We start from the raw sequence: 20,281 nt of genomic DNA on the forward strand, positions 1-20,281 counted from the left end.
GAGGGAACCGTCCGGGCTCTGCTTGCGTCTGTACAGGTAAGTGCTGTCGGCTCGGGGGAGTCCGACGGGGGTTTTCGACTTCAGGGGGACAGCGGTGGGCATTCCATTTCTGGAAGACGTGCTGGGAAGAATCTCCGAAGCGACGCAGGCCGTGCCTCCTGGCGTGGCGGCATTGCCAGTTGTCGGCACTCCCATCGCGAGCGCAATCGCTACATCTGCTCTGGTGCAATCCATAACCGACGACCGCGGCGCGTTCGACGACGAGATGGCTGCTGCGACCGTCGACGCCGATGTGGAGCGCGCACGAGCCTGGGGTGAGCGCGATGCCCTCACCGCCCAGACGTCGTCGCTCGAGTACAGCGAACACGCAATCGTGGACGACGATCCGTTCGATGCGATGTCGCACTCCGAAATCTTCGACCACGTCAACGAGATGAATCCGGCAACCCTGAGTGCGATCGGTGAGGCTTGGAAGGCCATTGCAGGCCGGGTCGAAGCCGGCATCGGGAAGTTCCAGAACGACGTGAACGGTGCGATCACCGAAGGCTGGCAGGGGCGCGGCGGCTCGGCTGCGCTGGAAGCAGTGCTGGCCTACTCGGCTGATGCGGGTGAGCTGAAGGTGCGGGTCGATCTGATCTCGAACAAGATCGAGGAGGCGAAGATCGCACTCGACGAGGCCAAACGCTCGATTCCGGCCCCCGACGGCGCCTCGACGGTCGAGAGGTTTCTCAGCATGGTTCCCGGGGCTACATGGAAGCAGGCCCAATACGAAGCGGAAGAAGCCGAACGTCAAGCGCGCCAGGTGATGAAGGACGTGTATCTGCCGTCCATGAAGCGTGCGGACGATCAGGTGCCGATCCTCCCGGCCGCATTCAATCCGGTCACCGGCGGTGGAGGGGCTGGAAGTGGCGGGGCTGGAAGTGGCGGCGCATTCGGTGGTGGTGGTGCCGACGGCGGGAACTTTTCGGGTCCAGGAAACGGGCTCGGCACGCCATCTACATCGGGTGGCGGAATTGGCGGGGGAGCGGACGGTGGAAACTCCGGCGGGGCAAACCCGCCCGGACACGGTTCCGGTCAGAATCCATCCGGCACCGATTCCGGAAATGGTGACAACCGTAGCGGCGTTGATGCCCAAGGGAATCCGAACGTCGATGCAGTTCGATCCGGAACCGATTCCGACCCGGCCGGGACCACGGCGGCACATGCCGGTCCACTGTCGGCCGGTGCAGCGCCAGATGGCCTAGCTCGTGCAACTCCGAATGGTGCTCAACTTGGTTCCGGAACGCCGTCAGGCCTGGTAGGTAGCGGTTCGGGTGGTGGTCCTGCTGGTGGAATCGGTACCGGAGGCTTCGGGCCAGGCGGAACCGGAGTCGGAGCCCTCGGCCCTGGCGGCACCGGTGGCCTCGCCGGTGGCGGGCGTGGGGGCGTCAACGGAACTGGCGGTACCTCGGCGACGGGCGCGCAGAGCGGTCGGGGCGCGATGGGTGGCGTCGGCGGCATGGCACCGGGACGAGGGCAAGGGCAAGACGAAGACAACGTTCACGACACCCCCGGCTACCTCGTCACAGTCGAGAACGGCAATGCCCTGGTCGGCGACCTACCGATGGTCTCCCCGGCGGTGCTGGGCGAATGACCACCATGCAGTGGCAGTTCACCGGCCTCGAATTCCAGATTCTCTGGGAAGCGGTCGGACGTGACCGACTCCCGTACCCGCTGCGGTTTCGTCCGACGGCCGAAACCATGAACGAGCTGACAGAAGAGCGACGTCGAGCGGGAGCACACCTGGCTTGGTTGCTCGACGATCGGCTGCATCACGTTCTCGGTGCTCTTGCGAATCCTGATGCTCGCGTGGAGGTTTCCGGTTTTCACGGGCAGAACATGAGTACGGTGACGCGATTGCACGGCGTTGTTGCCGGCGACCTGGGGGTGCTCCTGACTCAACTGCCCGGCAGGACTGTCGACTGTGGCTCCGACGTGGTTTTCACCGTGGTACGCCCATCGGCAATTCCACGGATGCTCGTCGATCACCTGCCGACCTGCCCCGCTGGATCGGAGCGTGGTGTGAGCATCGAAAGGCCGAAAACTTCCGGTAGAGCGAGCTTTCTGAGCAGTGCTGCCGGTGCGCGCGGGAGCGAGGAAGTGAGCAGATTCTTCGGCCGAGAGCGGACCTCGATCGGTGAAGTCACCACATACCCGGGAGGAGCGGTGGACAGCAGACCGACAGACGACGGAATAACGTTCCACTGGTACGACTATGCCGGAGATGGTCGGTACATCGTCACCGCTGGTGAAACCGTAAGTGCCCGTAGCGCTTCCACGGAAATGACGGAGGCCGAGATTGCACGCAATCTCGGCCTCGTCCTGCACCGGGTGATTCGCACTGGTTAGTCAGAACGATTCGAACTAGCTGGTGGTGCGGTGGAACCGACCGGGGCTTGCCTGATCCCTCGGCTTGACGATGATCTGATCGAGGTTCACATGTGACGGCCGCGACGCGACAAAACCGATGATCTCGGCGATGTCCTGCGCCACCAACGGTGTGATTCCCTCGTACACCTTGTCGGCCTTGTCCTGATCGCCCTCGAACCGGACGAGTGAGAACTCCGTCTCGACGGCTCCCGGCGCGATTTCGGTCAGTCGAACGGGCTTGCCCAACAGTTCACCACGCAATGTCCGATGAAGGACGGCTTGAGCGTGCTTGGCGGTGGTGTAGCCCGAGCCGTTGTCGTATGCCTCCAGCGCGGCCACCGAGGTGATGGTCACGACCAGACCGTCACCCGAATCGATCAGCTTGGGCAGCAGTGCCTTCGTCACACGCAACGTGCCCAGAACATTGGTCTCCCACATCCACCGCCAGTCGTCCAGATCGGCGTCCAGGACTGTTGCCAGACCCTTTGCACCACCCGCGTTGTTGACCAACACGTCGACACGGGGGACCACGGCCGCAAACGCGTCGACGGAATCCTCGTCGGTGACGTCGAGTTCGAGAGCGGTACCACCGATTTCCTCGGCGATCTTCTCGAGACGATCGACGCGGCGAGCACCGATCACGACGTGGAATCCCTGAGCTGCCAGGGTGCGGGCGGTGGCCTCACCGATGCCGGAGCTGGCTCCGGTGACTACGGCGATGCGGGCATCGGAAGAAATGGTCATGATGCAATCGTAGGGCTAGTCGGCGGCATACTCTGCTTCCCGTTCGATGGATTCGATGTGACGACGCGGTACTTGTATCCGGCCGGGTGTGTAGGTGACGGCGCGCAGCGCGCCGCTGTACCGGAAGGGACCATGGCGTCGTCGTACCTCCCACGACACAGGTCCCCTGGCGTCGACACCGACCGAGATACCGGTCCACGGCGCCATTCCCACCAGTTGTACTTGCCCGAGCAGCCGGCCCGCGTGAATGCCGTCGACGCTGACGTGGAGATCCCAACGCAACCGCGGTACCACCGTCACCGACAGCTCGATGCGTTCGGTGCCGAGCGCCAGCGGTCCGGCGTCGACAACGGAGTAGGAACCGAACGCGTTGTACCCGAGATGCAGGTGCCCGTCCTCGACGTAGAGAAGGTACCCACCCTGCGGATCGCCATGGGCGACAAGGACACCGGCGTCACCTTCGCGGTAACCCTCGAGTTCGACCGTGATGTCGAAGTCGCGGAACCCGATCAGCTTGGATGAGCGGTAGCGCTCCAGCGGGGGCGTTCCGGCAAGTAGTCGCACCGGGCGTGAGAGTGCTCCTTCCTCCGGACGGCGAACCGCGCCGACGGTATTGCCGAGTAGAGGAAACACGGTGTTCGCCCACGCCGAGTGGTCCCAGGCCTCGGCGAGTTCGCGAACCTTGTCGGGAAACCGTGATGCCAGGTCGTCGAGCTCGGTCGGGTCGGTGCGGACGTCGAACAACTGCCAGTGCGGTTTGTCGATGTCCGCCGGGGTGAGAGCCAGCAGTTTCCAGCCGTCCTTGTAGTAGCCACGGTTGCCGGTCATCTCGGTGTACTGCTCGGTGTGAGTGCTCGGAGCGGCAGACGAACGCAGAACGGACGCGGAAGACACCCCGTCGAACTCTTTCACCGGGAGCCCGTTTCGCACACTGGGTGCGTCGATTCCGGCCAGTTCGAGCAGCGTAGGGGTCAGGTCGGTGACGTACGCGAACTGGTCGCGAATCCCGTTGTCGTCTGCTCCGGGTTTCAGTCCAGCGGGCCAGGACAGGAGAAAAGGAACACGGATCCCGCCGGCAAAGGATTGCCCTTTGTAGAACCGGAACGGGGTGTTGGACGTCTGTCCCCATCCACGTGGATAGTGGACGCCCAATTCAGGTCCGCCGATGAGGGATTCGTCGTGGGGGACATCGCCCACCCAGTCCGGATCCTGAATATGCGCGAACTGTGCGAAGTAGCTTCGGGTCCCGTCCGAACCGCCCTCGGCGGTGCCGCCGTTGTCGGAGGTGAAGACGATGATCGTGTTGTCGAGCTCGCCGAGTTCGTCCAGGGTGTCGACGATGCGTCCGACGCTCTGATCGATCGAGTCGACCATCGCCGCGTACACCTCCATGTAGCGGGCGAACCTGGACTGCACTTCCGGCGTGAGTGATTCCCATTCGGGGACGTCGAAGCCGGGTTCGGAGTTTCGCGGTGCTTGTTGCGTACCTTCCGGAAAGAGGCCTTGCACGAGCTGAGAGGCGAACCGCGACTCGCGGATTCGATCCCACCCTTCGTCGTAGCGGCCGCGGTACTTTTCCTGGTCGGCAGGCTTGGCCTGCAACGGTCCGTGCATGGCGACGTGTGCGAAGTAGAGGAAGAACGGCTTGTCCTGATCGTGGGCGCGGAGGTCCTTGATGTACCCGACCGCTTTGTCGGTCAGATCGTCGGTGAGGTAGTACCCCTCGGGGTACTCGTCCACGTCGACCACAGAATTGTCGGAGATCAGTTGATTGGGATAGTAGAAGGAGTTGAGGCCTTCGAGTGAGCCGTAGTAGCGATCGAAACCGCGCTGCGTCGGCCAGGAGTCACGACTTCGTCCCGGGGCCAGGTTGGCGTCGCGTACGAGGTGCCACTTGCCGACGGCATAGGTCGCATAGCCCGCGCCGCGGAGGATTTCGGGGAGTGTCTGGACGTCGTCGGCCAATTCCAGACGCAGTCCGGGGTAGCCCGGATCGGCGTTGGCGACAAAACCGTACCCGGCGCGGTGCGGATTCAGGCCGGTGAGAAGAGCTGCGCGCGACGGCGAGCAGAGGGGCGTCGTGTGGTAGTTGGTCATCCGAATGCCCTGCGCGGCAAGGCGGTCGAGGGTGGGAGTCTCGATCTCGGAGCCGAACGGCCCGATGTCGCTGTACCCCATGTCGTCGATCAGAACCACGACGATGTTGGGTGATCCGGGAATCGGGGTCGTGGAGGTGGGCCACGACGGGGTCGAATCGGCTGCGGTGCGGCCGATTCGACCCTCGAAGCCTTCGTATCCGCGGGCGTGCGGAGGAGGGGCGGAATCCGGTGAAGTCATGGGAGAGTCGAGGCGCCTTCGATGATCGAGTATTCGGAAGCGTCGCCGGCGATGCTGCGGCTTCGTTCCCCGTGGATGTTGACCGGGATGTCGCCGGCAAGGGTGATGCGCTCCAGACGCCGGTACTGATCGTCGTAGTCGGCGATCGCGTAGTGCTGGGTGGCGCGGTTGTCCCAGATCGCGACGTCACCCGCTTCCCAGTTCCACCGCGTCGTGTACTCGAGCTTGATGGCGTGATCCTGCAAGAGCTTGAATACACCGTTCGACTGTTCGGTGCTCAACCCGACGAAGTTCTTGACAAAATGTCCGAGGACGAGCGTGCGTTCTCCGGTTTCGGGGTGGACCCGCACCACCGGGTGTTCCGTCTCGAAGTACGTGGACTGGAACTCCTCGCGGTAGGCGGCCGTGCGATCTTCGGTGAGCCGCTCGGCGCTGGTTGCCGCATAGTCGTAGACGTTTGTGTGGCGAGCCCAGAGGTTCTCCGCGAGCGCCTTGAGCGGATCCGGCAGTCCGTTGTAGGCGGCTACCCCTGACGCCCACGTCGTGGAACCGCCGTATTCGGGTAGCTGCACCGCGCGCAGGATCGAAGCCTTGGGGATGCGGTCGACGAAGGTGACGTCGGTGTGCCAGCTGTTGGCCTTGCCCAGGTCCGAGTCGATGGGCAGAACTTTTGCGCCGTGCGACTTCACGGTGGGGTGGGCAGTGGTCGGGGTACCCAGCAGATGGGCGAACTCGTACTGCGAATCGTTGTCGAGGTGGTCTTGCCCGCGAAAGAAGATCACCTTGTGTTCGAGAAGTGCTTGCCGGATGAGGGAAATCGTCGCCGGGTCGAGATGCCCGCCGAGAGTGATTCCGTCGATTCGGGCGCCGATATGCGCGCCGAGGGTGGTGACAGTGCCGCGAGCGGCGTCAACGGCCGCTCCGTTCGTTGATGCCGAATTCGTGAGGGTCGGCTTGGCGAAAGCTGTAGACATGGTGCACCTTTCGTGGGGAGTGTGCCCACCCAAACACGCGAGATTTCGCCCCGACAGGGTTGCGTTCAGTGTGATCGTTACCGCACCTGATTTGTGAATCTCGGTGAAGCTGCTACTTTTGGAGCCATGTCGACCGACCAGCCTGCCGCTTTGCGGGTCACCTATGTGACCGCTGCGCTTGGTTCGCGTCTGCCTCTGGCGCGAGAGCTGTGTTGTCGCCGCCGTTCTTTCTGCAGCTAATTTCTGCGCCTTTTCTGTCTATTTCTTCGTGTGACCAGTGGAAACGCTGATTTCTCGGTCGACAGAGATATGCGCCTTCTCCTCCTTCTGCAAGGGACAGCCATGTCGACACCCACAATCTCCGCCATTCCGAACATCCGATCGCGAACCGCGCTCTCGGGAACCCGGACCCGTACCCAGATAGTTGCGCCCGAACTACGCATCGCCGACGGCCCGTCCGCGACTGTGTTGCGCATTGCTCGATCCCGTGGGCCGCTCTCACGTGACACTGCGGCAAAGGCATCAGGACTGAGCATCGCCACCGTGAACCGGCAGGTCACGAGCCTGCTGGACCTCGGGATCCTGCGCGAACGCGCGGACCTGACGGCCTCCGGAGCAATCGGGCGTCCGCGAGTTCCGTTCGAGGTCAACCACGAGCCTTATCTGACAGTCGGCATCCACATCGGTGCCGTCGTCACCAGCATCATTGCCAGCGACATTCGTGGAAAGGTGCTCGGCGCCGTCGAGATTCCGACGCCTGCCACCAATTCTGCTGTCGCGCTTGCCACCATTGCGCGCTCGGCCAAATCCTTTGCCTCGCGGTGGCACAAGCGTCGTCCGCTCGCCGTCGGCGTGGCCATCGGCGGTCGCGTCGATTCAGCGACCGGAGTCGTCGATCACCCGCGTCTGGGATGGAAGGGCGCCAAGGTCGGGTCCATCATCGGAGCCGGCTTGGATCTCCCTGTATCGGTAGCCGCCCACGTCGAGGCGATGGCTGCGTCGGAACTTCTGCTCAGCACCGATCGTGCCGAAGCCCCGACGCCGGGCACTACCGGCCTGTACTTCTATGCTCGTGAAACTGCCGGCATCGCAATCACTTTCGAAGGGCGAGTACACACGCCGTCCAGCGGACCCGGTTCGATCGCGCACCTCCCCACCGGTTCGTCCGCACGGTGCACCTGCGGAGCCGTGGGTTGCCTTGAAGCGACGATCAGTGACCGCGCCGTAGTCGCGCAGGCTTTGTCTTCGGGCGCCGTGATCCAGGGCAGCGAGCGTGTCACGATCGCGGACGTCTACCGGGCAGCGTCGTCGGGTTCCATTCCGGCACACGAGCTTCTGGTTGATCGAGCACGCGTCCTCGGCCGGACAGTGGCGATGCTGCGTGACCTGTTCAACCCGGATCGGGTGATTCTGGGTGGTCAGGCATTCACCGACTATCCGGCCGGGGTGCCCCATGTCGCCGAGGCCTTCTCGACGGCATCCTCCTTGGAGCGTAAGGACATTCGAATTACCGGTTTCGGCAATCGGGTTCAGGAATACGCTTCCACGGTCGTGTCACTGAGCTCGCTGTTCGCCGATCCGGCGGCGGCCATGCGGCGTGCGTCGGCCGTCTGACTGCGAAGAGGGCAGTCAGAGTTCCGGTCGATCGAGCACCCGCAACCACGAACCGTCGGGCTGGCGGCGCGCCACCTGTATGCGTCCGCCGGTTCCGTCGGAAGGTTTGGTCGAGGTCATGGCGAGGTCGTCGCTGATCACCGTTGGTAGGGCTTCCTCGACGGTGAATCTCGGTGCAGCTGCCAGCATCTGAGAGATCACCTCGCGGATGGCTTGGCGGCCCACGGTGAGTGATCCGGGCGGGAAGGCCATCACCGCATCCTCCTCGTAGAGTGCGGCGACGGCGTCTGCGTCACCAGCGTTGGCGAACTGCACAAAAAGCTTCGCGATGTCTTCCGGGGTTCCGGCCTTCTGAACGTCATCTGTTGTTGTCATGCTTCCATCGTTCTACCGCACAGGTGATAAGTCCAAGATCTAGTTTGTCTCGCAGCTAGAATCAACAGTTATGGAACTTCGGCAGCTCGAATACTTTGTCACGGTAGTGGAGGAAGCCAACTTCACTCGCGCCGCCGAGCGGCTTCACGTAGCCCAACCGGGTGTGAGTGCGCAGGTCAAACGGCTGGAACGTGAGTTGGGGCAGGAATTGCTCGATCGTAGTGGTCGAACCGTTTGTCTGACCGACGCCGGGCGAGCTGTCCTCCCGCACGCCTACGCTGCACTCGCTTCCGTTCAGAGCACCCGCGACGCTGTCGATGCCTTGAACGGGCTGGTTCGGGGTTCCGTTTCGGTCGGGATGGTTACCGCCTGCGCTTCCGCCGACCTCACAGATCTGCTCAGTCGGTTGCACACCAGACACCCCGGCCTGGACATTTCGCTGGCCGAGGGCGATTCGCGCAGTTTGCTTGCCGGAGTGTCGGACGGAACCTTCGACATAGCCGTCATCGGGGTGGCGGGCAAGCTGCCGGAAGGGCTCGAATCGAGGGTGATCACCGACGAACGACTGGTGGCCGGAGTGGCGGCGGATCATCCGCTGGCCGAGGTGTCGTCTCTGCCGTTTGCCGAACTCGCGACGCAATCGGTCATCTGTCTGCCGGAGGGAACCGGCATCAGAACGTGTCTGGACTTCGCGTGCGCCGCAGCCGGCACCAAGCCGACGGTTGCGCTCGAGGCAAGCAACCTCGGCATCATCGTTTCATTGGCAGCGCAGGGGCTGGGAATGGCCGTGCTTCCGGAGTCGACAGTGGGGGAGTTGCATCGGATCGATCTCGAACCGGAAGCACGATCTCGGCTGGAATTGGTCTGGCGTTCGTCGGGCGGCAAGAATCCGGCGGCCTCTGCTCTCATCGATCTTGCGAGAGCTGTTCCCGCCGAGTGAGTTCGGCCTGCGCCCGATCCAATCCGCCGTGCTCGAGAGCAGCCAACCTCGACCTGTCCTTCCAGACGATGGTGCCGCGTCGCCGGACGATGACCGACATCGTTCCACCGAGATGCTCGAGCGCTCCTGGCACGTTTCGACGCTCGGCAGGTATCGGAACAGGAAGTATGTGTGCGTCGGCGATGGGTGCGGTCCCGTCGATGTCGACGCTCCACTTCCGGCTGTAACCCCGAAGCGTCCAGCGATCGTCGGACACCGTCGTCTCCACCTGTGACGTCAGAGGATTACCCAGCCGCAACACCGTTCCGTCCGGTAGCGCGGCAACGACGGCGGTGACTTCGGTGCGCAGAGGTCCGGCGCTGACCTGTCCGCCGGCAAACGCCACGCAGGCTCGAGGATCGGTGAACCCCTGTGCCTGTCCCCACCACCAGGATTCCGGGAATCCTCCCTTTCCCCAGTTCTTCTCGCCGTACACCTGCGCTCCGGTGAGATCCCAGCTCTGTCCGTCGATGACGGCGCTTCCCTCGACCCGGCCGCCGAGCAGCCACGGATGCCAGTACTGATTGAGTGCGGGAACTGATTGGAAGTAACTCGACCCCCCGAAGCGGCGGTGCGGCCAGAATCGCTGATTGCTGATGCGTACGTCGAGATGACTGTCGCCGAAATCGACCTGGAGTCGATCGGCATTGCCGCGGAAAGCGTTGTCGGCGTAGGCCCCCAGGATACGGGGATCGGCCGATCCATTCGGATGCTCAGCAGTGCGGAGGAATCCGCCTGGGTGTGCCGCGAGGCCGAGCGTCGACCAACTGCCGCCGTCGGCCTTGTTGATTCCGGCGAGCGCGATCACCACCCGTCCGCTGTCTGGCATCGTGAATCGCCAGAAGTAACCCTCCATCGCAACGTCATGGGAGGCAAGCAGATTGCCGTACGGCAGGGTGGCACCCGAGGCGCGGTACGCGGGAAGCTTCACGGTCCCAGTACTGCCTGTGATGCGGTGACCTGAGCGACGAGGCGGCCCTCGTCGTCGCGGATCTCGGTCACCACCGCGACGGTGCTGCGCCCCGCGTGCAGTGGCCGGGCGGTGGCGGTGACCGTGCCCTTGCGCACGCCGCGAGTGAAGACGGTCGACGAACTGGTGGTGGACGTACTTGCGCCGGGCGGCAGATTGAGGAATGCACAGACGGCGCCGACGCTGTCTGCCAGCGTCATCAAGGCGCCGCCGTGCATTCCGTTGCCGGCGGTGGTGCGGTGGCTGTCCCAATCCAGATGGCCGACAACCTGTTCGGGTGCCGCGCTGTCCAACTGAATTCCGGTGTGAACTGCAAAAGGCATGCTCGCGACAAGTTGTTCGAGGTCCATGCCTACCGATGTTAACGAGCCTCCGAAACCTCCGTCGGGACTTCGGTTTATCGAGGGCGGTGACTCACAGGGGCAGGGCGGTTTCCGACAGTCCTTCCGGCGCGTTGCGGCGACGGAACCACTCGGTGCCGAATGCCGCGGCGAGCTGCTCCGTCGGCATTTCGAGGAACGGGCCGAAATCGCCGACCTGCGTTGCGTGCGCGTACATGGCCGCGCGCTTGGACGAGATCACCGAACTGACATCGACCGCGGTGGTGAGTTGGTCAGCCGGAAGCCCGAACGATTCGATGTCCGGCGGCTGCGCCTCCTCGGTCCACTCGGGGTTGGCCTGCATCAGCATCTTCATGTGATCGCGGTTGGTGGACGCCTCGTAGACGAACGGCGTGCCCGCGAGTTCTGCAGCACGAACGCCGACGTGGTGGACCTGGATGTGATCCGGGTGGCCGTATCCGCCGTTGGGGTCGTAGATGGTCAGGACATCGGCGTTCTCTTCACGAAGAACCTCGGCCAGACGCTCGGCGGCCTTCTCGACGTCGACGTTGCAGAACGCTTCCGGATTCTCGTTCTCGGGCGTACCCACCATCCCCGAATCCGGGTAGTGCAGGGACACGACGCGACTGGCACCCAACGCGTCGGTGGACGCCTCGAGCTCACGGCTGCGGCGCTGAGCCAACGTCTCGTATTCGTCCAACAGTCCGTCGGGGAATTCACCGAGAGCACCGTCGGTAGCGGTGACGACTACGACGCGGTGACCTGCGTCGGCGGCCATTCTCATCACGCCGCCCGTAGTGAAAACTTCGTCATCGGGATGGGCGTGGAAACACACCAGGACACTCATTCGCGCAATCGTAAGGCAAGTTACCGACAGGTCAACCCGAGCGCACAGTGAAAACGATTTGTCGAGTCGGCCTCGGCTCTGTGAACCTTGTTCAGTGCACGAGAAGCTGACATGAGCGAATCCACCAACAAAGGCCTGCTGAGCGCCTACCGCGAGATATTCTCGGCCCCCGGATCGGTCGCCTTCTCGGCCGCCGGATTTGTCGCAAGGCTGCCGATGGCCATGATCGGTATCGGAATCGTGACGATGATCTCGCAACTTCGTGGTGACTACGCGCTCGCCGGCGCGCTCGCCGCGGTTTTTGCGCTCTCGTCGGCGATCATCGCGCCCGCGGTCTCGCGTGCGGTCGACCGCTTCGGACAGCGAGCGGTCCTGCCGATTGCCGCAGCCGTGAGCGTCACCGCGATCGGGGCGCTCCTGCTCGCAGTCCGGATGGAAGCTCCCGACTGGCTGCTGTTCGTTCTGGTCGTCCCCGGCGGCGCCACTCCGACGATCGGCGCGATGATTCGCGCCAGGTGGGTGGCGATCTATGTCGGAAAACCTCAGCTGCGCACCGCCTTCGCCTTCGAATCGGTGGTGGACGAGCTCTGCTTCGTGGCGGGCCCGGTCATCTCGGTAGGTCTGAGCATCGGGCTCTTCCCCGAGGCTGGACCACTGGCAGGGTTGATCCTGCTGGTCACCGGAACCCTGCTGCTGGTCATACAGCGCAGAACCGAACCGAAGGTGCATCCGCGTCGACCCGGCCGCGGACGATCGGTTCTCGGTAACCACGTGATGTGGATCGTCATCGTGATCATGGTGATGCTCGGAACGATCTTCGGCGTCATCGACGTCGGCGCCATCGCGTTCACCAAGGAACAGAATTCGCCGGAGTCGGCGACGCTGGTCCTCGCGCTGTTCGCCGGCGGTTCGGGAATCGCGGGACTGATCTTCGGGTCGATGCACCCGGCGCGATCGCTGCGCGGGCAGTTGATGATCGCGTCCTCGGCGGTCGCCGTTCTCAGCGTCCCGCTTCTGTTGGTCGGAAACGTGGCCGCACTTGCGGGTGCCTACGTGCTGGCGGGCGCGACCATCGCACCGACGCTCATCATCGCGACAGCCCTGGTCGAACAGATCGTCCCGCCGGAAAAGCTCACCGAGGGAATGACCCTGACGGTGACCGGCCTCGGCGTCGGCGTGGCGCTGGGGTCTGCGCTGGCCGGACAGCTGATCGATCGCTACGGCGTCCCGTCGGCCTACATGCTCGCCGTCGGCGCCGCAGTCGCAGCCTCTATCGTGACGGCATGTCTATTCGTGAAGCCGTCAGCGTCGACGGCACGTCCATCGTCTATCGAGTAACCGGAAATTCGGCGGGGACCCCGCTGGTGTTGCTGCACGGCTGGGCTCAGTCCTCGCAGTGCTGGGGCGAGCAGGTCCTCGCGGACCTGGCCGCGGACTATCGGCTGATCGCCGTCGATCTGCGCGGCCACGGTTACTCCGATGCGCCCGAATCCGGATACGACGATTCCGCGAACTGGGCCGGCGACGTCGCGGCTGTTCTTGCGGCCGAAGGCGTCACCGAGAACGCGATCCTGCTCGGCTGGTCGTACGGCGGTCTGGTGATCTGCGATTACCTGGCAGCGCACGGCACCGGCGCGGTGGCGGGCGCGGTTCTGGTCGGGGCGATCACCAGCATCGGGCGCGGCGAAAAAGGTGGCAAGGTCGGCTCGGCGATGCGTAGCGCAGTTCCCGGCGCGATGTCCGAAGATCCCCGCGAGGCGATCCGTGCACTCGGCGCTTTCGGCAATGCTCTCACCGGCCCACCCGAGGGCAAGGGTGCAGCGTCGCAGGCCTTGTTCGGGTACAGCCTCTCGACGCGTCCGCGGGTGCGCGCAGCACTGTTCAACCGTGCTGTCGGTCACGACGAGTTGCTTCGCAACCTGGACATCCCGGTCCTCGTTCTGCACGGAACCGACGACTCCGTCGTCGACGTGAGCGCAGGTAAGCACGCCGAGGAACTGATTCCCAAGTCCCAGGCGTCGTACTGGGAAGGCTGCAATCACGGCCCGTTCGTGGAGGATCCGACACGATTCGTGTCCGAAGTGCGAACGTTCATCTCGAGCCTCGGTTAGAGTTCGCGCCCGGTGAGGGGGCAGTATGGAGTCGTGACGCCCATGCACATTTCGCGCCCTCGCCGGGTGGCCGTTCTCTCGGTCCACACCTCGCCATTGGCGCAACCCGGCACCGGTGACGCGGGTGGGATGAACGTCTACGTTCTGCAATCCGCCATTCAGCTCGCCAAACGTGGCGTCGAGGTGGAGATATTCACCCGCGCGACGTCCTCGGCCGACGCACCTGTGGTGGACGCCGCTCCCGGAGTGCGGGTTCGGAACATTGCTGCTGGTCCCTTCGAAGGGCTGGACAAGGCGGATCTGCCGACTCAACTGTGTGCCTTCGTCGCAGGAGTTCTACGGGAGGAAGCGCGCCACGAGCCCGGGTACTACAGCCTGATTCACTCGCACTACTGGTTGTCCGGTCAGGTCGGCTGGCTGGCCCGCGACCGCTGGGGCGTGCCCCTCGTACACACCGCCCACACCCTCGCGGCGGTAAAGAATCTTTCGCTTGCCGAGGGAGACACTCCGGAGCCGGCAGCACGTCAGATCGGCGAGCAGCAAGTAGTCGCCGAGTCCGATCGCCTGGTCGCCAACACCACCGACGAAGCCAAGGCGCTGCACGAGTTGTACGGCGCAGACCCCACGCGTATCGACGTCGTGGCTCCCGGCGCCGATCTCACCCGCTACCGCCCGGGCGATCGCGATTCCGCCCGCGCGTCGTTGGGGTTGGACCCGGGCGAGATCGTCGTGACTTTCGTCGGCCGGATCCAACCTCTGAAAGCACCGGACGTTCTGCTGCGTGCTGCCGCCGAAGTGATCAGCCGTCGCCCCGAGTTGCCGTTGCGCATCCTCGTCGTCGGCGGGCCGTCGGGAACTGGCCTCGCGCGGCCGGACGTGCTGATCGAACTGGCACGCTCACTCGGCATCACCGCGCAGGTGACGTTCTTGCCGCCGCAGGCTCCTGAGCGTCTCGCCGATGTCTACCGTGCCTCGGATCTGGTTGCGGTGCCGAGCTATTCGGAGTCCTTCGGGTTGGTGGCGATCGAAGCTCAAGCCTGCGGAACCCCGGTGATCGCTGCCGACGTCGGCGGGCTGGGAGTGGCCGTGCGCAACGGTGAGACCGGCCTGCTGGTTCAAGGACACCGCACCGAAGATTGGGCCGGCGCCCTCGAATCCTTGGTGACAGCACCGACGCGTTTGACCGAACTCGCTGCGCAGGCACCGCGTCACGCCGAAAATTTCTCGTGGGAACACACCGCGGACGGTTTGCTCGAGAGCTATCGCAAAGCCGCAGTCAACTACAACAACGGAACCGGTCCCAGCGACTTCTCGCCCCGCCGTGCGCGGGGTCTGTGGCGTCTGCGCCGGACCGGGGGAGTGCGTACATGAGCAGCATTTCGGACACCATCGAGCAGGCTCTCACCGAGCGCGAACTCGACTTCACCAGAAAAGACGACGCGCATTTCATCGTCGAACTTCCCGGTGAACACAAACTCAAGACGTCGACTCTGCTCACCGTCGGCAATCACGGTGTGCGGGTCGAGGCCTTCGTGTGCCGCAAGGTGGACGAGAACTTCGAAGGCGTCTACAAATTCCTGCTCAAGCGCAACCGTCGTCTGTACGGGGTGGCGTACACACTCGACAAGGTCGGGGACATTTACCTCGTCGGCAAGATCGCAGAGCATGCCGTGACCGGCGATGAACTCGACCGAGTGCTCGGTCAGGTTCTCGAAGCCGCCGACGGCGATTTCAACGTCATCCTCGAACTCGGCTTCTCCTCGTCCATCAAGCGTGAGTGGGCGTGGCGGGTGTCGCGAGGTGAGTCGCTGGCGAATCTCGAACCGTTCAAGCACCTCATCGAGGAAGAGCCCGCGCAGAGCTGATCGAGCGGGGTGAGACACATCGCGGATGTGTCACGTAAAGTGGCCTTTACTTGTGACTGTCGTCACGGAATAATACTGTTCCCGTGAGTCACAGTAAGTTGGTCACACCACCCCGCCGCGCAACTTTTCGAGGAGCACAGTGAGCTTCAAGAGTCCGTTCCCCGACGTTGAAATCCCCAACCTCAGCGTCTACGACTTCCTGTTCGGAAACACCGACCCCGCAGACCTCGACAAGACGGCCTTCGTCGAGGGCAGTTCGGGCGCAGTCACCACATACGCTTCGCTGATCGCACAGATCAACGGCGTTGCAGGCGCTCTCGCAGCGCGCGGACTCGCCGTCGGCGACGTGGTCGGGCTGCATTCGCCCAACGTCCCGGCCTTCGGTTCCGTCTTCCACGGCATCCTTCGTGCCGGTGGCGTCGCGACCACGATCAACGCGCTCTACACCGCCGAGGACATCGCCAAGCAGCTCACCGATTCCAAGGCCAAGTTCCTCTTCACCGTCTCGCCGCTCCTGCCGCAGGCAAAGGCCGCTGCTGACCTGGTCGGTATCCCGGCTGAGAACGTGTTCGTGCTCGACGGTGCCGAAGGCCACCTCTCGCTGCGTGATCTGCTCGGCGAGGGCGCAGCGGCGCCCGAGGTCTCCTTCGATCCGGCTACCCAGCTCGCGGTGCTGCCGTACTCCTCGGGCACCACCGGCCGACCCAAGGGGGTCATGCTCACTCATCGCAACCTCGTGGCCAACGTCTGCCAGATCATTCCGCGGATGGGTATCGAGACCGACGACAAGATTCTCGCGGTCCTGCCGTTCTTCCACATCTACGGCATGACTGTCCTGCTCAACGCAGCGCTCTACCGCCGCGCGAGCCTCATCACGATGCCGAAGTTCGATCTCGTCGAGTTCCTGCGGATCGTCGCCGAGCAGAAGTCGACGTACATCTTCGTCGCACCGCCCGTTGCCGTCGCGCTGGCAAAGCACCCGCTCGTCGATCAGTACGACCTCTCGAGCGTGCACACCATCTTCTCCGGTGCGGCCCCGCTCGACGCGGCGCTCGGCAAGGCCGTCGCCGACCGGTTGAACTGCCACGTCCGCCAGGGCTACGGCATGTCCGAGATGAGCCCGGTCTCGCACGCGATTCCGTTCGACCGCGACGACATCGCGCTCGACACCTGCGGTCCGACCATCGCCAACATGGAATGCAAGCTCGTCGACCCCGGAACGGGCGAAGAGGTCGCGTACCCGGCTCTCGGCTCGGACGGCGTCAGCGAGCCCGGCGAACTGTGGTGCAAGGGCCCGAACATCATGCTCGGCTACCTCGGCAACGACCAGGCCACCAAGGACACCCTCGACGACGACGGTTACCTGCACACCGGTGACATCGCGACCGTCGACGGCGACGGCGTCGTCAAGATCGTCGACCGCCTCAAGGAACTGATCAAGTACAAGGGCTACCAGGTTCCCCCGGCGGAACTCGAGGCCTTGCTGCTGACCCATCCGCAGATCGCCGACGCCGCAGTGATCGGTGTGCTCGACGCCGAGGGCGAAGAGGTCCCGAAGGCATTCGTCGTGCTCCAGGACGGCGCCGAGTTGACCGAAGCCGACGTGATCACCTTCGTCGCCGAGCGCGTCTCGCCGCACAAGAAGGTCCGCCAGGTTTCATTCATCAGCACCGTGCCGAAATCCGCGGCCGGAAAGATCCTCCGCAAGGATCTGCGAACTGCGGAAGTAGCCCCGAGCTGATTTCCGGACAGGGTTGATCAAGAAGGGTTCCGGTACTCGTGCCAGGATGAACGCCATGAGTATCGGAACCCTGGTCCTGCTCCGCCACGGCGAGAGCGAATGGAATGCACTCAATCTGTTCACCGGCTGGGTGGACGTACACCTGACAGACAAGGGCATGGCCGAGGGCAAGCGCGCCGGCGAACTGCTCGCCGAGCACAACCTGTTGCCCGACGTTCTCTACACGTCTCTGCTGCGCCGCGCGATCAGCACCGCAAACCTCGCGCTCGACGCCGCCGATCGCCACTGGATCCCGGTAGTGCGCGACTGGCGTCTCAACGAGCGCCACTACGGCGCTCTGCAGGGTAAGAACAAGGCGCAGACCAAGGAAGAGTACGGAAACGAGCAGTTCATGCTCTGGCGTCGTAGCTACGACACCCCGCCGCCCGCCATCGAAGCCGGCAGCGAGTACAGCCAGGACACCGATCCCCGGTACGCGAACCTCGACGAGGTCCCCTTGACCGAGTGCCTGCTCGACGTCGTCAAGCGTCTGATCCCGTACTGGGAGGACACCATCTCCCAGGAGCTGCTCGCCGGTCGGAACGTGCTGGTCACCGCGCACGGCAACTCGCTGCGTGCGTTGGTCAAGCACCTCGACGGCATCTCGGACGAGGACATCGCGGGCCTGAACATCCCGACCGGAATCCCGCTGCGTTACGACCTCGACGAGAACCTGAAGCCGCTCAATCCCGGCGGCACCTACCTGGATCCGGAGGCCGCAGCTGCCGGCGCCGCCGCGGTGGCGAATCAGGGCGGAAAGTAGCAACCCGATGATGTGCGTCGAGGCCCCCCGAACAGTGATTTCGGGGGGCCTCGGCCAACAGCAGATGAACGACGAACCAACGCCGTCCACCTGGCGGATTACACGGGTGGGAACGTCCGAACCCGCCGTAACCGACTCTTCGCGCGAACGTACGATTGCGCCGTGAGTGTCGTGATTGCAGTGCTGCTGGTCGTGGTCGCCGGCTTGGTCGGCTACCTCGTCGGCGGGGTGCTGGTACCCAGGCTGTCGTCGCGCCAGAGTCAGCGCTCGGACGAACAGACCGGGCTCACGATGTCCCAGGTTCTCGACCTCATCGTGTTGGCTTCGGAAAGCGGTATCGCCGTCGTCGACGGTTTTCACGACGTCGTGCTCTTCAATCCTCGCGCCGAGGAACTCGGTCTCGTCAAGAATCGTCTGGTCGACGAGCGAGCTTGGCGGGCTGCTCAGGAAGTTCTGCGGACCGGTCAACCTGTCGAGGTCGATCTGACGGCGCAGACCGCTCAGCGGGGCCGCGACAAGATCGCGGTACGTGGCACGGCCCGGTTGCTCAGCAAGGACGATCGCAACTTCGTGGTCCTGTTCGCCGACGACGATTCCGAGCAGGTCCGCATGGAGGCGACCCGACGCGATTTCGTCGCGAACGTCAGCCACGAACTCAAGACGCCGGTCGGTGCGATGAGCCTGCTCGCGGAGGCGCTGCTCGAGTCCGCTGACGACCCGGAATCGGTGCGCCACTTCGGCGAACGGGTGCTCGGTGAGTCGATTCGTCTGGGCAAGATGGTCACCGAGTTGATCGCACTCTCGCGTCTGCAAGGTGCCGAGAAGCTGCCGGATCTCGACGTGGTCGACGTCGACACCGTGGTGTCCGAAGCACTGTCGAGGTCGAATCTGTCGGCCGAGGCCGCCGGGATCACGGTCACCACCGACCATCCGAGTGGGCTGGAAGTACTCGGGGATCAGACTCTCCTCGTCACGGCATTGTCCAACCTCATCGAGAACGCTATTGCATACTCGCCCAAGGGTTCTCCGGTTTCCGTCAGTCGGTCGGTACGCGGCGACAATGTCGCGATCGCAGTCACCGACCGAGGAGAAGGCATCGCGAAAGCGGACCAGGAGCGAGTGTTCGAGAGATTCTTCCGCGTGGACAAGGCGCGGTCACGGCAGACCGGTGGAACCGGTCTGGGGCTGGCGATCGTCAAACACGTCGCGGCCAATCACAACGGCTCCATCGAACTGTGGAGCAAACCGGGTACAGGGTCTACCTTCACGTTGCAGATACCGGCACACGTGGAGTCGGACGACGACATCGACTCTGACGACGCGGGAACCGCCGGTTCCACGCGGATCGGCAGACGAGAACAAGGCAGTAGAGAAAACGGCATGGAGGCCAAACGATGACGAGTGTGCTGATCGTGGAGGACGAGGAGTCCTTGGCGGACCCGCTGGCGTTCCTGCTCCGCAAGGAAGGCTTCGAGACCACCATCGTCAACGACGGACCGTCGGCGTTGGCGGAATTCGATCGCTCCGGAGCGGACATCGTCCTGCTCGACCTCATGCTGCCCGGCATGAGTGGCACGGACGTCTGCAAGGCGCTGCGGTCGCGCTCCGGCGTCCCCGTCATCATGGTGACGGCGCGTGACAGTGAGATCGACAAGGTCGTCGGACTGGAACTCGGTGCGGACGACTATGTGACCAAACCGTATTCGGCGCGTGAGCTGATCGCTCGCATCCGTGCGGTGCTGCGCCGCGGGGTGGAGAACGAGGCGGACCTCGCCTCCGACAACGGGGTGCTCGAGGCCGGACCGGTACGGATGGACGTCGAGCGCCACGTCGTGCAGGTCGCGGGTAACCCGGTGACGTTGCCGCTCAAGGAGTTCGATCTCCTCGAGTACCTGCTCCGCAACTCCGGTCGGGTGCTGACCCGCGGACAGTTGATCGACCGCGTCTGGGGCGCCGACTACGTCGGTGACACCAAAACCCTTGACGTACACGTGAAGCGGTTGCGTTCGAAGATCGAATCGGATCCGGCCAAGCCGGAACATCTGGTCACGGTCCGTGGATTGGGTTACAAGCTCGAAGCGTGATCGAACCTCGTCGAGAAGAAATGTCGAGGAGGAAATGTCGAGAAGAATTCAGCCGCTCACACGATGGTGTGAGCGGCTGAATTCTTTT

The 20,281-nt window shown here is 63.9% G+C and carries 19 protein-coding genes; 12 read left to right on the forward strand and 7 right to left on the reverse strand.

Translation table 11 applies throughout. From position 1 onward, the window contains the following. Positions 1-94: 94 nt before the first annotated feature. Positions 95-1,633, forward strand: coding sequence for a hypothetical protein (locus BH682_RS07980; RefSeq protein ID WP_075832626.1), 1,539 nt, complete (start codon positions 95-97; stop codon positions 1,631-1,633). Then, positions 1,630-2,388 (forward strand): ESX secretion-associated protein EspG, encoded by a 759-nt coding sequence (locus BH682_RS07985; protein ID WP_007735346.1) that lies wholly within the window; start codon positions 1,630-1,632, stop codon positions 2,386-2,388. The genes BH682_RS07980 and BH682_RS07985 overlap by 4 nt, the downstream gene beginning before the upstream one ends. 15 nt (positions 2,389-2,403) lie before the next feature. Here BH682_RS07985 and BH682_RS07990 read toward each other — a convergent pair whose 3' ends face one another. The 3 genes from BH682_RS07990 to BH682_RS08000 are packed head-to-tail and all read right to left on the reverse strand — an operon-like array spanning position 2,404 to position 6,464. Next, positions 2,404-3,153 (reverse strand): SDR family NAD(P)-dependent oxidoreductase, encoded by a 750-nt coding sequence (locus tag BH682_RS07990; RefSeq protein WP_003942076.1) that lies wholly within the window; start codon positions 3,151-3,153, stop codon positions 2,404-2,406. 15 nt (positions 3,154-3,168) lie between these two features. After that, on the reverse strand, positions 3,169-5,490 hold the full coding sequence (locus tag BH682_RS07995) for an arylsulfatase (RefSeq protein ID WP_007735344.1): 2,322 nt from the start codon (positions 5,488-5,490) through the stop codon (positions 3,169-3,171). Further along, on the reverse strand, positions 5,487-6,464 hold the full coding sequence (locus tag BH682_RS08000) for a TauD/TfdA dioxygenase family protein (RefSeq protein WP_007735342.1): 978 nt from the start codon (positions 6,462-6,464) through the stop codon (positions 5,487-5,489). The genes BH682_RS07995 and BH682_RS08000 overlap by 4 nt, the downstream gene beginning before the upstream one ends. A gap of 342 nt (positions 6,465-6,806) precedes the next feature. On the opposite strand from BH682_RS08000, the gene BH682_RS08005 reads away from it, so the two are divergent. Continuing rightward, positions 6,807-8,078 (forward strand): ROK family transcriptional regulator, encoded by a 1,272-nt coding sequence (locus tag BH682_RS08005; protein ID WP_074447122.1) that lies wholly within the window; start codon positions 6,807-6,809, stop codon positions 8,076-8,078. Between the two features lie 15 nt (positions 8,079-8,093). Here BH682_RS08005 and BH682_RS08010 read toward each other — a convergent pair whose 3' ends face one another. Beyond that, positions 8,094-8,453 (reverse strand): YybH family protein, encoded by a 360-nt coding sequence (locus tag BH682_RS08010; RefSeq protein WP_075832628.1) that lies wholly within the window; start codon positions 8,451-8,453, stop codon positions 8,094-8,096. A gap of 70 nt (positions 8,454-8,523) precedes the next feature. On the opposite strand from BH682_RS08010, the gene BH682_RS08015 reads away from it, so the two are divergent. Then, positions 8,524-9,393, forward strand: a complete 870-nt coding sequence (locus tag BH682_RS08015) for a LysR family transcriptional regulator (RefSeq protein ID WP_075832630.1) — start codon at positions 8,524-8,526, stop codon at positions 9,391-9,393. On the opposite strand, the gene BH682_RS08020 is transcribed toward BH682_RS08015, so the two are convergent. The 3 genes from BH682_RS08020 to BH682_RS08030 form a co-directional block, all read right to left on the reverse strand. Then, on the reverse strand, positions 9,359-10,363 hold the full coding sequence (locus BH682_RS08020) for a tocopherol cyclase family protein (protein WP_007735336.1): 1,005 nt from the start codon (positions 10,361-10,363) through the stop codon (positions 9,359-9,361). The genes BH682_RS08015 and BH682_RS08020 overlap by 35 nt on opposite strands. Next, on the reverse strand, positions 10,360-10,752 hold the full coding sequence (locus BH682_RS08025) for a PaaI family thioesterase (protein WP_003942017.1): 393 nt from the start codon (positions 10,750-10,752) through the stop codon (positions 10,360-10,362). The genes BH682_RS08020 and BH682_RS08025 overlap by 4 nt, the downstream gene beginning before the upstream one ends. A gap of 64 nt (positions 10,753-10,816) precedes the next feature. Beyond that, on the reverse strand, positions 10,817-11,590 hold the full coding sequence (locus tag BH682_RS08030) for a PIG-L family deacetylase (protein WP_003942001.1): 774 nt from the start codon (positions 11,588-11,590) through the stop codon (positions 10,817-10,819). A gap of 111 nt (positions 11,591-11,701) precedes the next feature. On the opposite strand from BH682_RS08030, the gene BH682_RS08035 reads away from it, so the two are divergent. From BH682_RS08035 to BH682_RS08070, 8 genes are all read left to right on the forward strand, one after another. Next, positions 11,702-12,928, forward strand: coding sequence for an MFS transporter (locus BH682_RS08035; RefSeq protein ID WP_075835197.1), 1,227 nt, complete (start codon positions 11,702-11,704; stop codon positions 12,926-12,928). Further along, positions 12,874-13,701 carry an alpha/beta fold hydrolase gene (locus BH682_RS08040; RefSeq protein ID WP_042452989.1) on the forward strand — a complete coding sequence of 276 codons (828 nt, stop codon included), beginning with the start codon at positions 12,874-12,876 and terminating at the stop codon, positions 13,699-13,701. Before BH682_RS08035 ends, BH682_RS08040 begins: the two co-directional genes overlap by 55 nt. A gap of 42 nt (positions 13,702-13,743) precedes the next feature. After that, on the forward strand, positions 13,744-15,072 hold the full coding sequence (gene mshA / locus BH682_RS08045; RefSeq protein WP_075832632.1) for a D-inositol-3-phosphate glycosyltransferase: 1,329 nt from the start codon (positions 13,744-13,746) through the stop codon (positions 15,070-15,072). Beyond that, the gene (locus tag BH682_RS08050; protein WP_047268888.1) at positions 15,069-15,566 is read left to right on the forward strand and encodes a YbjN domain-containing protein; all 498 of its coding nucleotides are present in this window, start codon (positions 15,069-15,071) and stop codon (positions 15,564-15,566) included. The genes mshA and BH682_RS08050 overlap by 4 nt, the downstream gene beginning before the upstream one ends. 139 nt (positions 15,567-15,705) lie before the next feature. Further along, positions 15,706-17,307, forward strand: a complete 1,602-nt coding sequence (locus BH682_RS08055) for an AMP-binding protein (protein ID WP_064688317.1) — start codon at positions 15,706-15,708, stop codon at positions 17,305-17,307. Positions 17,308-17,353: 46 nt separating this feature from the next. Next, positions 17,354-18,109: a phosphoglyceromutase gene (locus BH682_RS08060; protein ID WP_003941992.1), complete on the forward strand. Its 756-nt coding sequence runs from the start codon at positions 17,354-17,356 to the stop codon at positions 18,107-18,109. Between the two features lie 162 nt (positions 18,110-18,271). Further along, positions 18,272-19,507, forward strand: a complete 1,236-nt coding sequence (locus tag BH682_RS08065; protein ID WP_003941938.1) for a sensor histidine kinase — start codon at positions 18,272-18,274, stop codon at positions 19,505-19,507. After that, positions 19,504-20,193 carry a response regulator transcription factor gene (locus tag BH682_RS08070; protein WP_003942020.1) on the forward strand — a complete coding sequence of 230 codons (690 nt, stop codon included), beginning with the start codon at positions 19,504-19,506 and terminating at the stop codon, positions 20,191-20,193. Before BH682_RS08065 ends, BH682_RS08070 begins: the two co-directional genes overlap by 4 nt. The last annotated feature ends 88 nt before the right edge of the window (positions 20,194-20,281 follow it).

Source organism: Rhodococcus sp. YL-1 (genome assembly GCF_001942025.1).
Taxonomy (GTDB): Bacteria; Actinomycetota; Actinomycetes; order Mycobacteriales; family Mycobacteriaceae; genus Rhodococcus_F; species Rhodococcus_F qingshengii.

What these genes read in the sequence shown, in the direction of transcription:
- BH682_RS07985 (WP_007735346.1), top strand. Translation starts at nt 1,630, where the DNA reads ATGACCACCATGCAGTGGCAGTTCACCGGCCTCGAATTCCAGATTCTC.
- BH682_RS07990 (WP_003942076.1), bottom strand. Translation starts at nt 3,153, where the DNA reads ATGACCATTTCTTCCGATGCCCGCATCGCCGTAGTCACCGGAGCCAGC.
- BH682_RS07995 (WP_007735344.1), bottom strand. Translation starts at nt 5,490, where the DNA reads ATGACTTCACCGGATTCCGCCCCTCCTCCGCACGCCCGCGGATACGAA.
- BH682_RS08000 (WP_007735342.1), bottom strand. Translation starts at nt 6,464, where the DNA reads ATGTCTACAGCTTTCGCCAAGCCGACCCTCACGAATTCGGCATCAACG.
- BH682_RS08005 (WP_074447122.1), top strand. Translation starts at nt 6,807, where the DNA reads ATGTCGACACCCACAATCTCCGCCATTCCGAACATCCGATCGCGAACC.
- BH682_RS08010 (WP_075832628.1), bottom strand. Translation starts at nt 8,453, where the DNA reads ATGACAACAACAGATGACGTTCAGAAGGCCGGAACCCCGGAAGACATC.
- BH682_RS08015 (WP_075832630.1), top strand. Translation starts at nt 8,524, where the DNA reads ATGGAACTTCGGCAGCTCGAATACTTTGTCACGGTAGTGGAGGAAGCC.
- BH682_RS08025 (WP_003942017.1), bottom strand. Translation starts at nt 10,752, where the DNA reads ATGGACCTCGAACAACTTGTCGCGAGCATGCCTTTTGCAGTTCACACC.
- BH682_RS08030 (WP_003942001.1), bottom strand. Translation starts at nt 11,590, where the DNA reads ATGAGTGTCCTGGTGTGTTTCCACGCCCATCCCGATGACGAAGTTTTC.
- BH682_RS08035 (WP_075835197.1), top strand. Translation starts at nt 11,702, where the DNA reads ATGAGCGAATCCACCAACAAAGGCCTGCTGAGCGCCTACCGCGAGATA.
- BH682_RS08040 (WP_042452989.1), top strand. Translation starts at nt 12,874, where the DNA reads ATGTCTATTCGTGAAGCCGTCAGCGTCGACGGCACGTCCATCGTCTAT.
- mshA (WP_075832632.1), top strand. Translation starts at nt 13,744, where the DNA reads ATGCACATTTCGCGCCCTCGCCGGGTGGCCGTTCTCTCGGTCCACACC.
- BH682_RS08050 (WP_047268888.1), top strand. Translation starts at nt 15,069, where the DNA reads ATGAGCAGCATTTCGGACACCATCGAGCAGGCTCTCACCGAGCGCGAA.
- BH682_RS08060 (WP_003941992.1), top strand. Translation starts at nt 17,354, where the DNA reads ATGAACGCCATGAGTATCGGAACCCTGGTCCTGCTCCGCCACGGCGAG.
- BH682_RS08070 (WP_003942020.1), top strand. Translation starts at nt 19,504, where the DNA reads ATGACGAGTGTGCTGATCGTGGAGGACGAGGAGTCCTTGGCGGACCCG.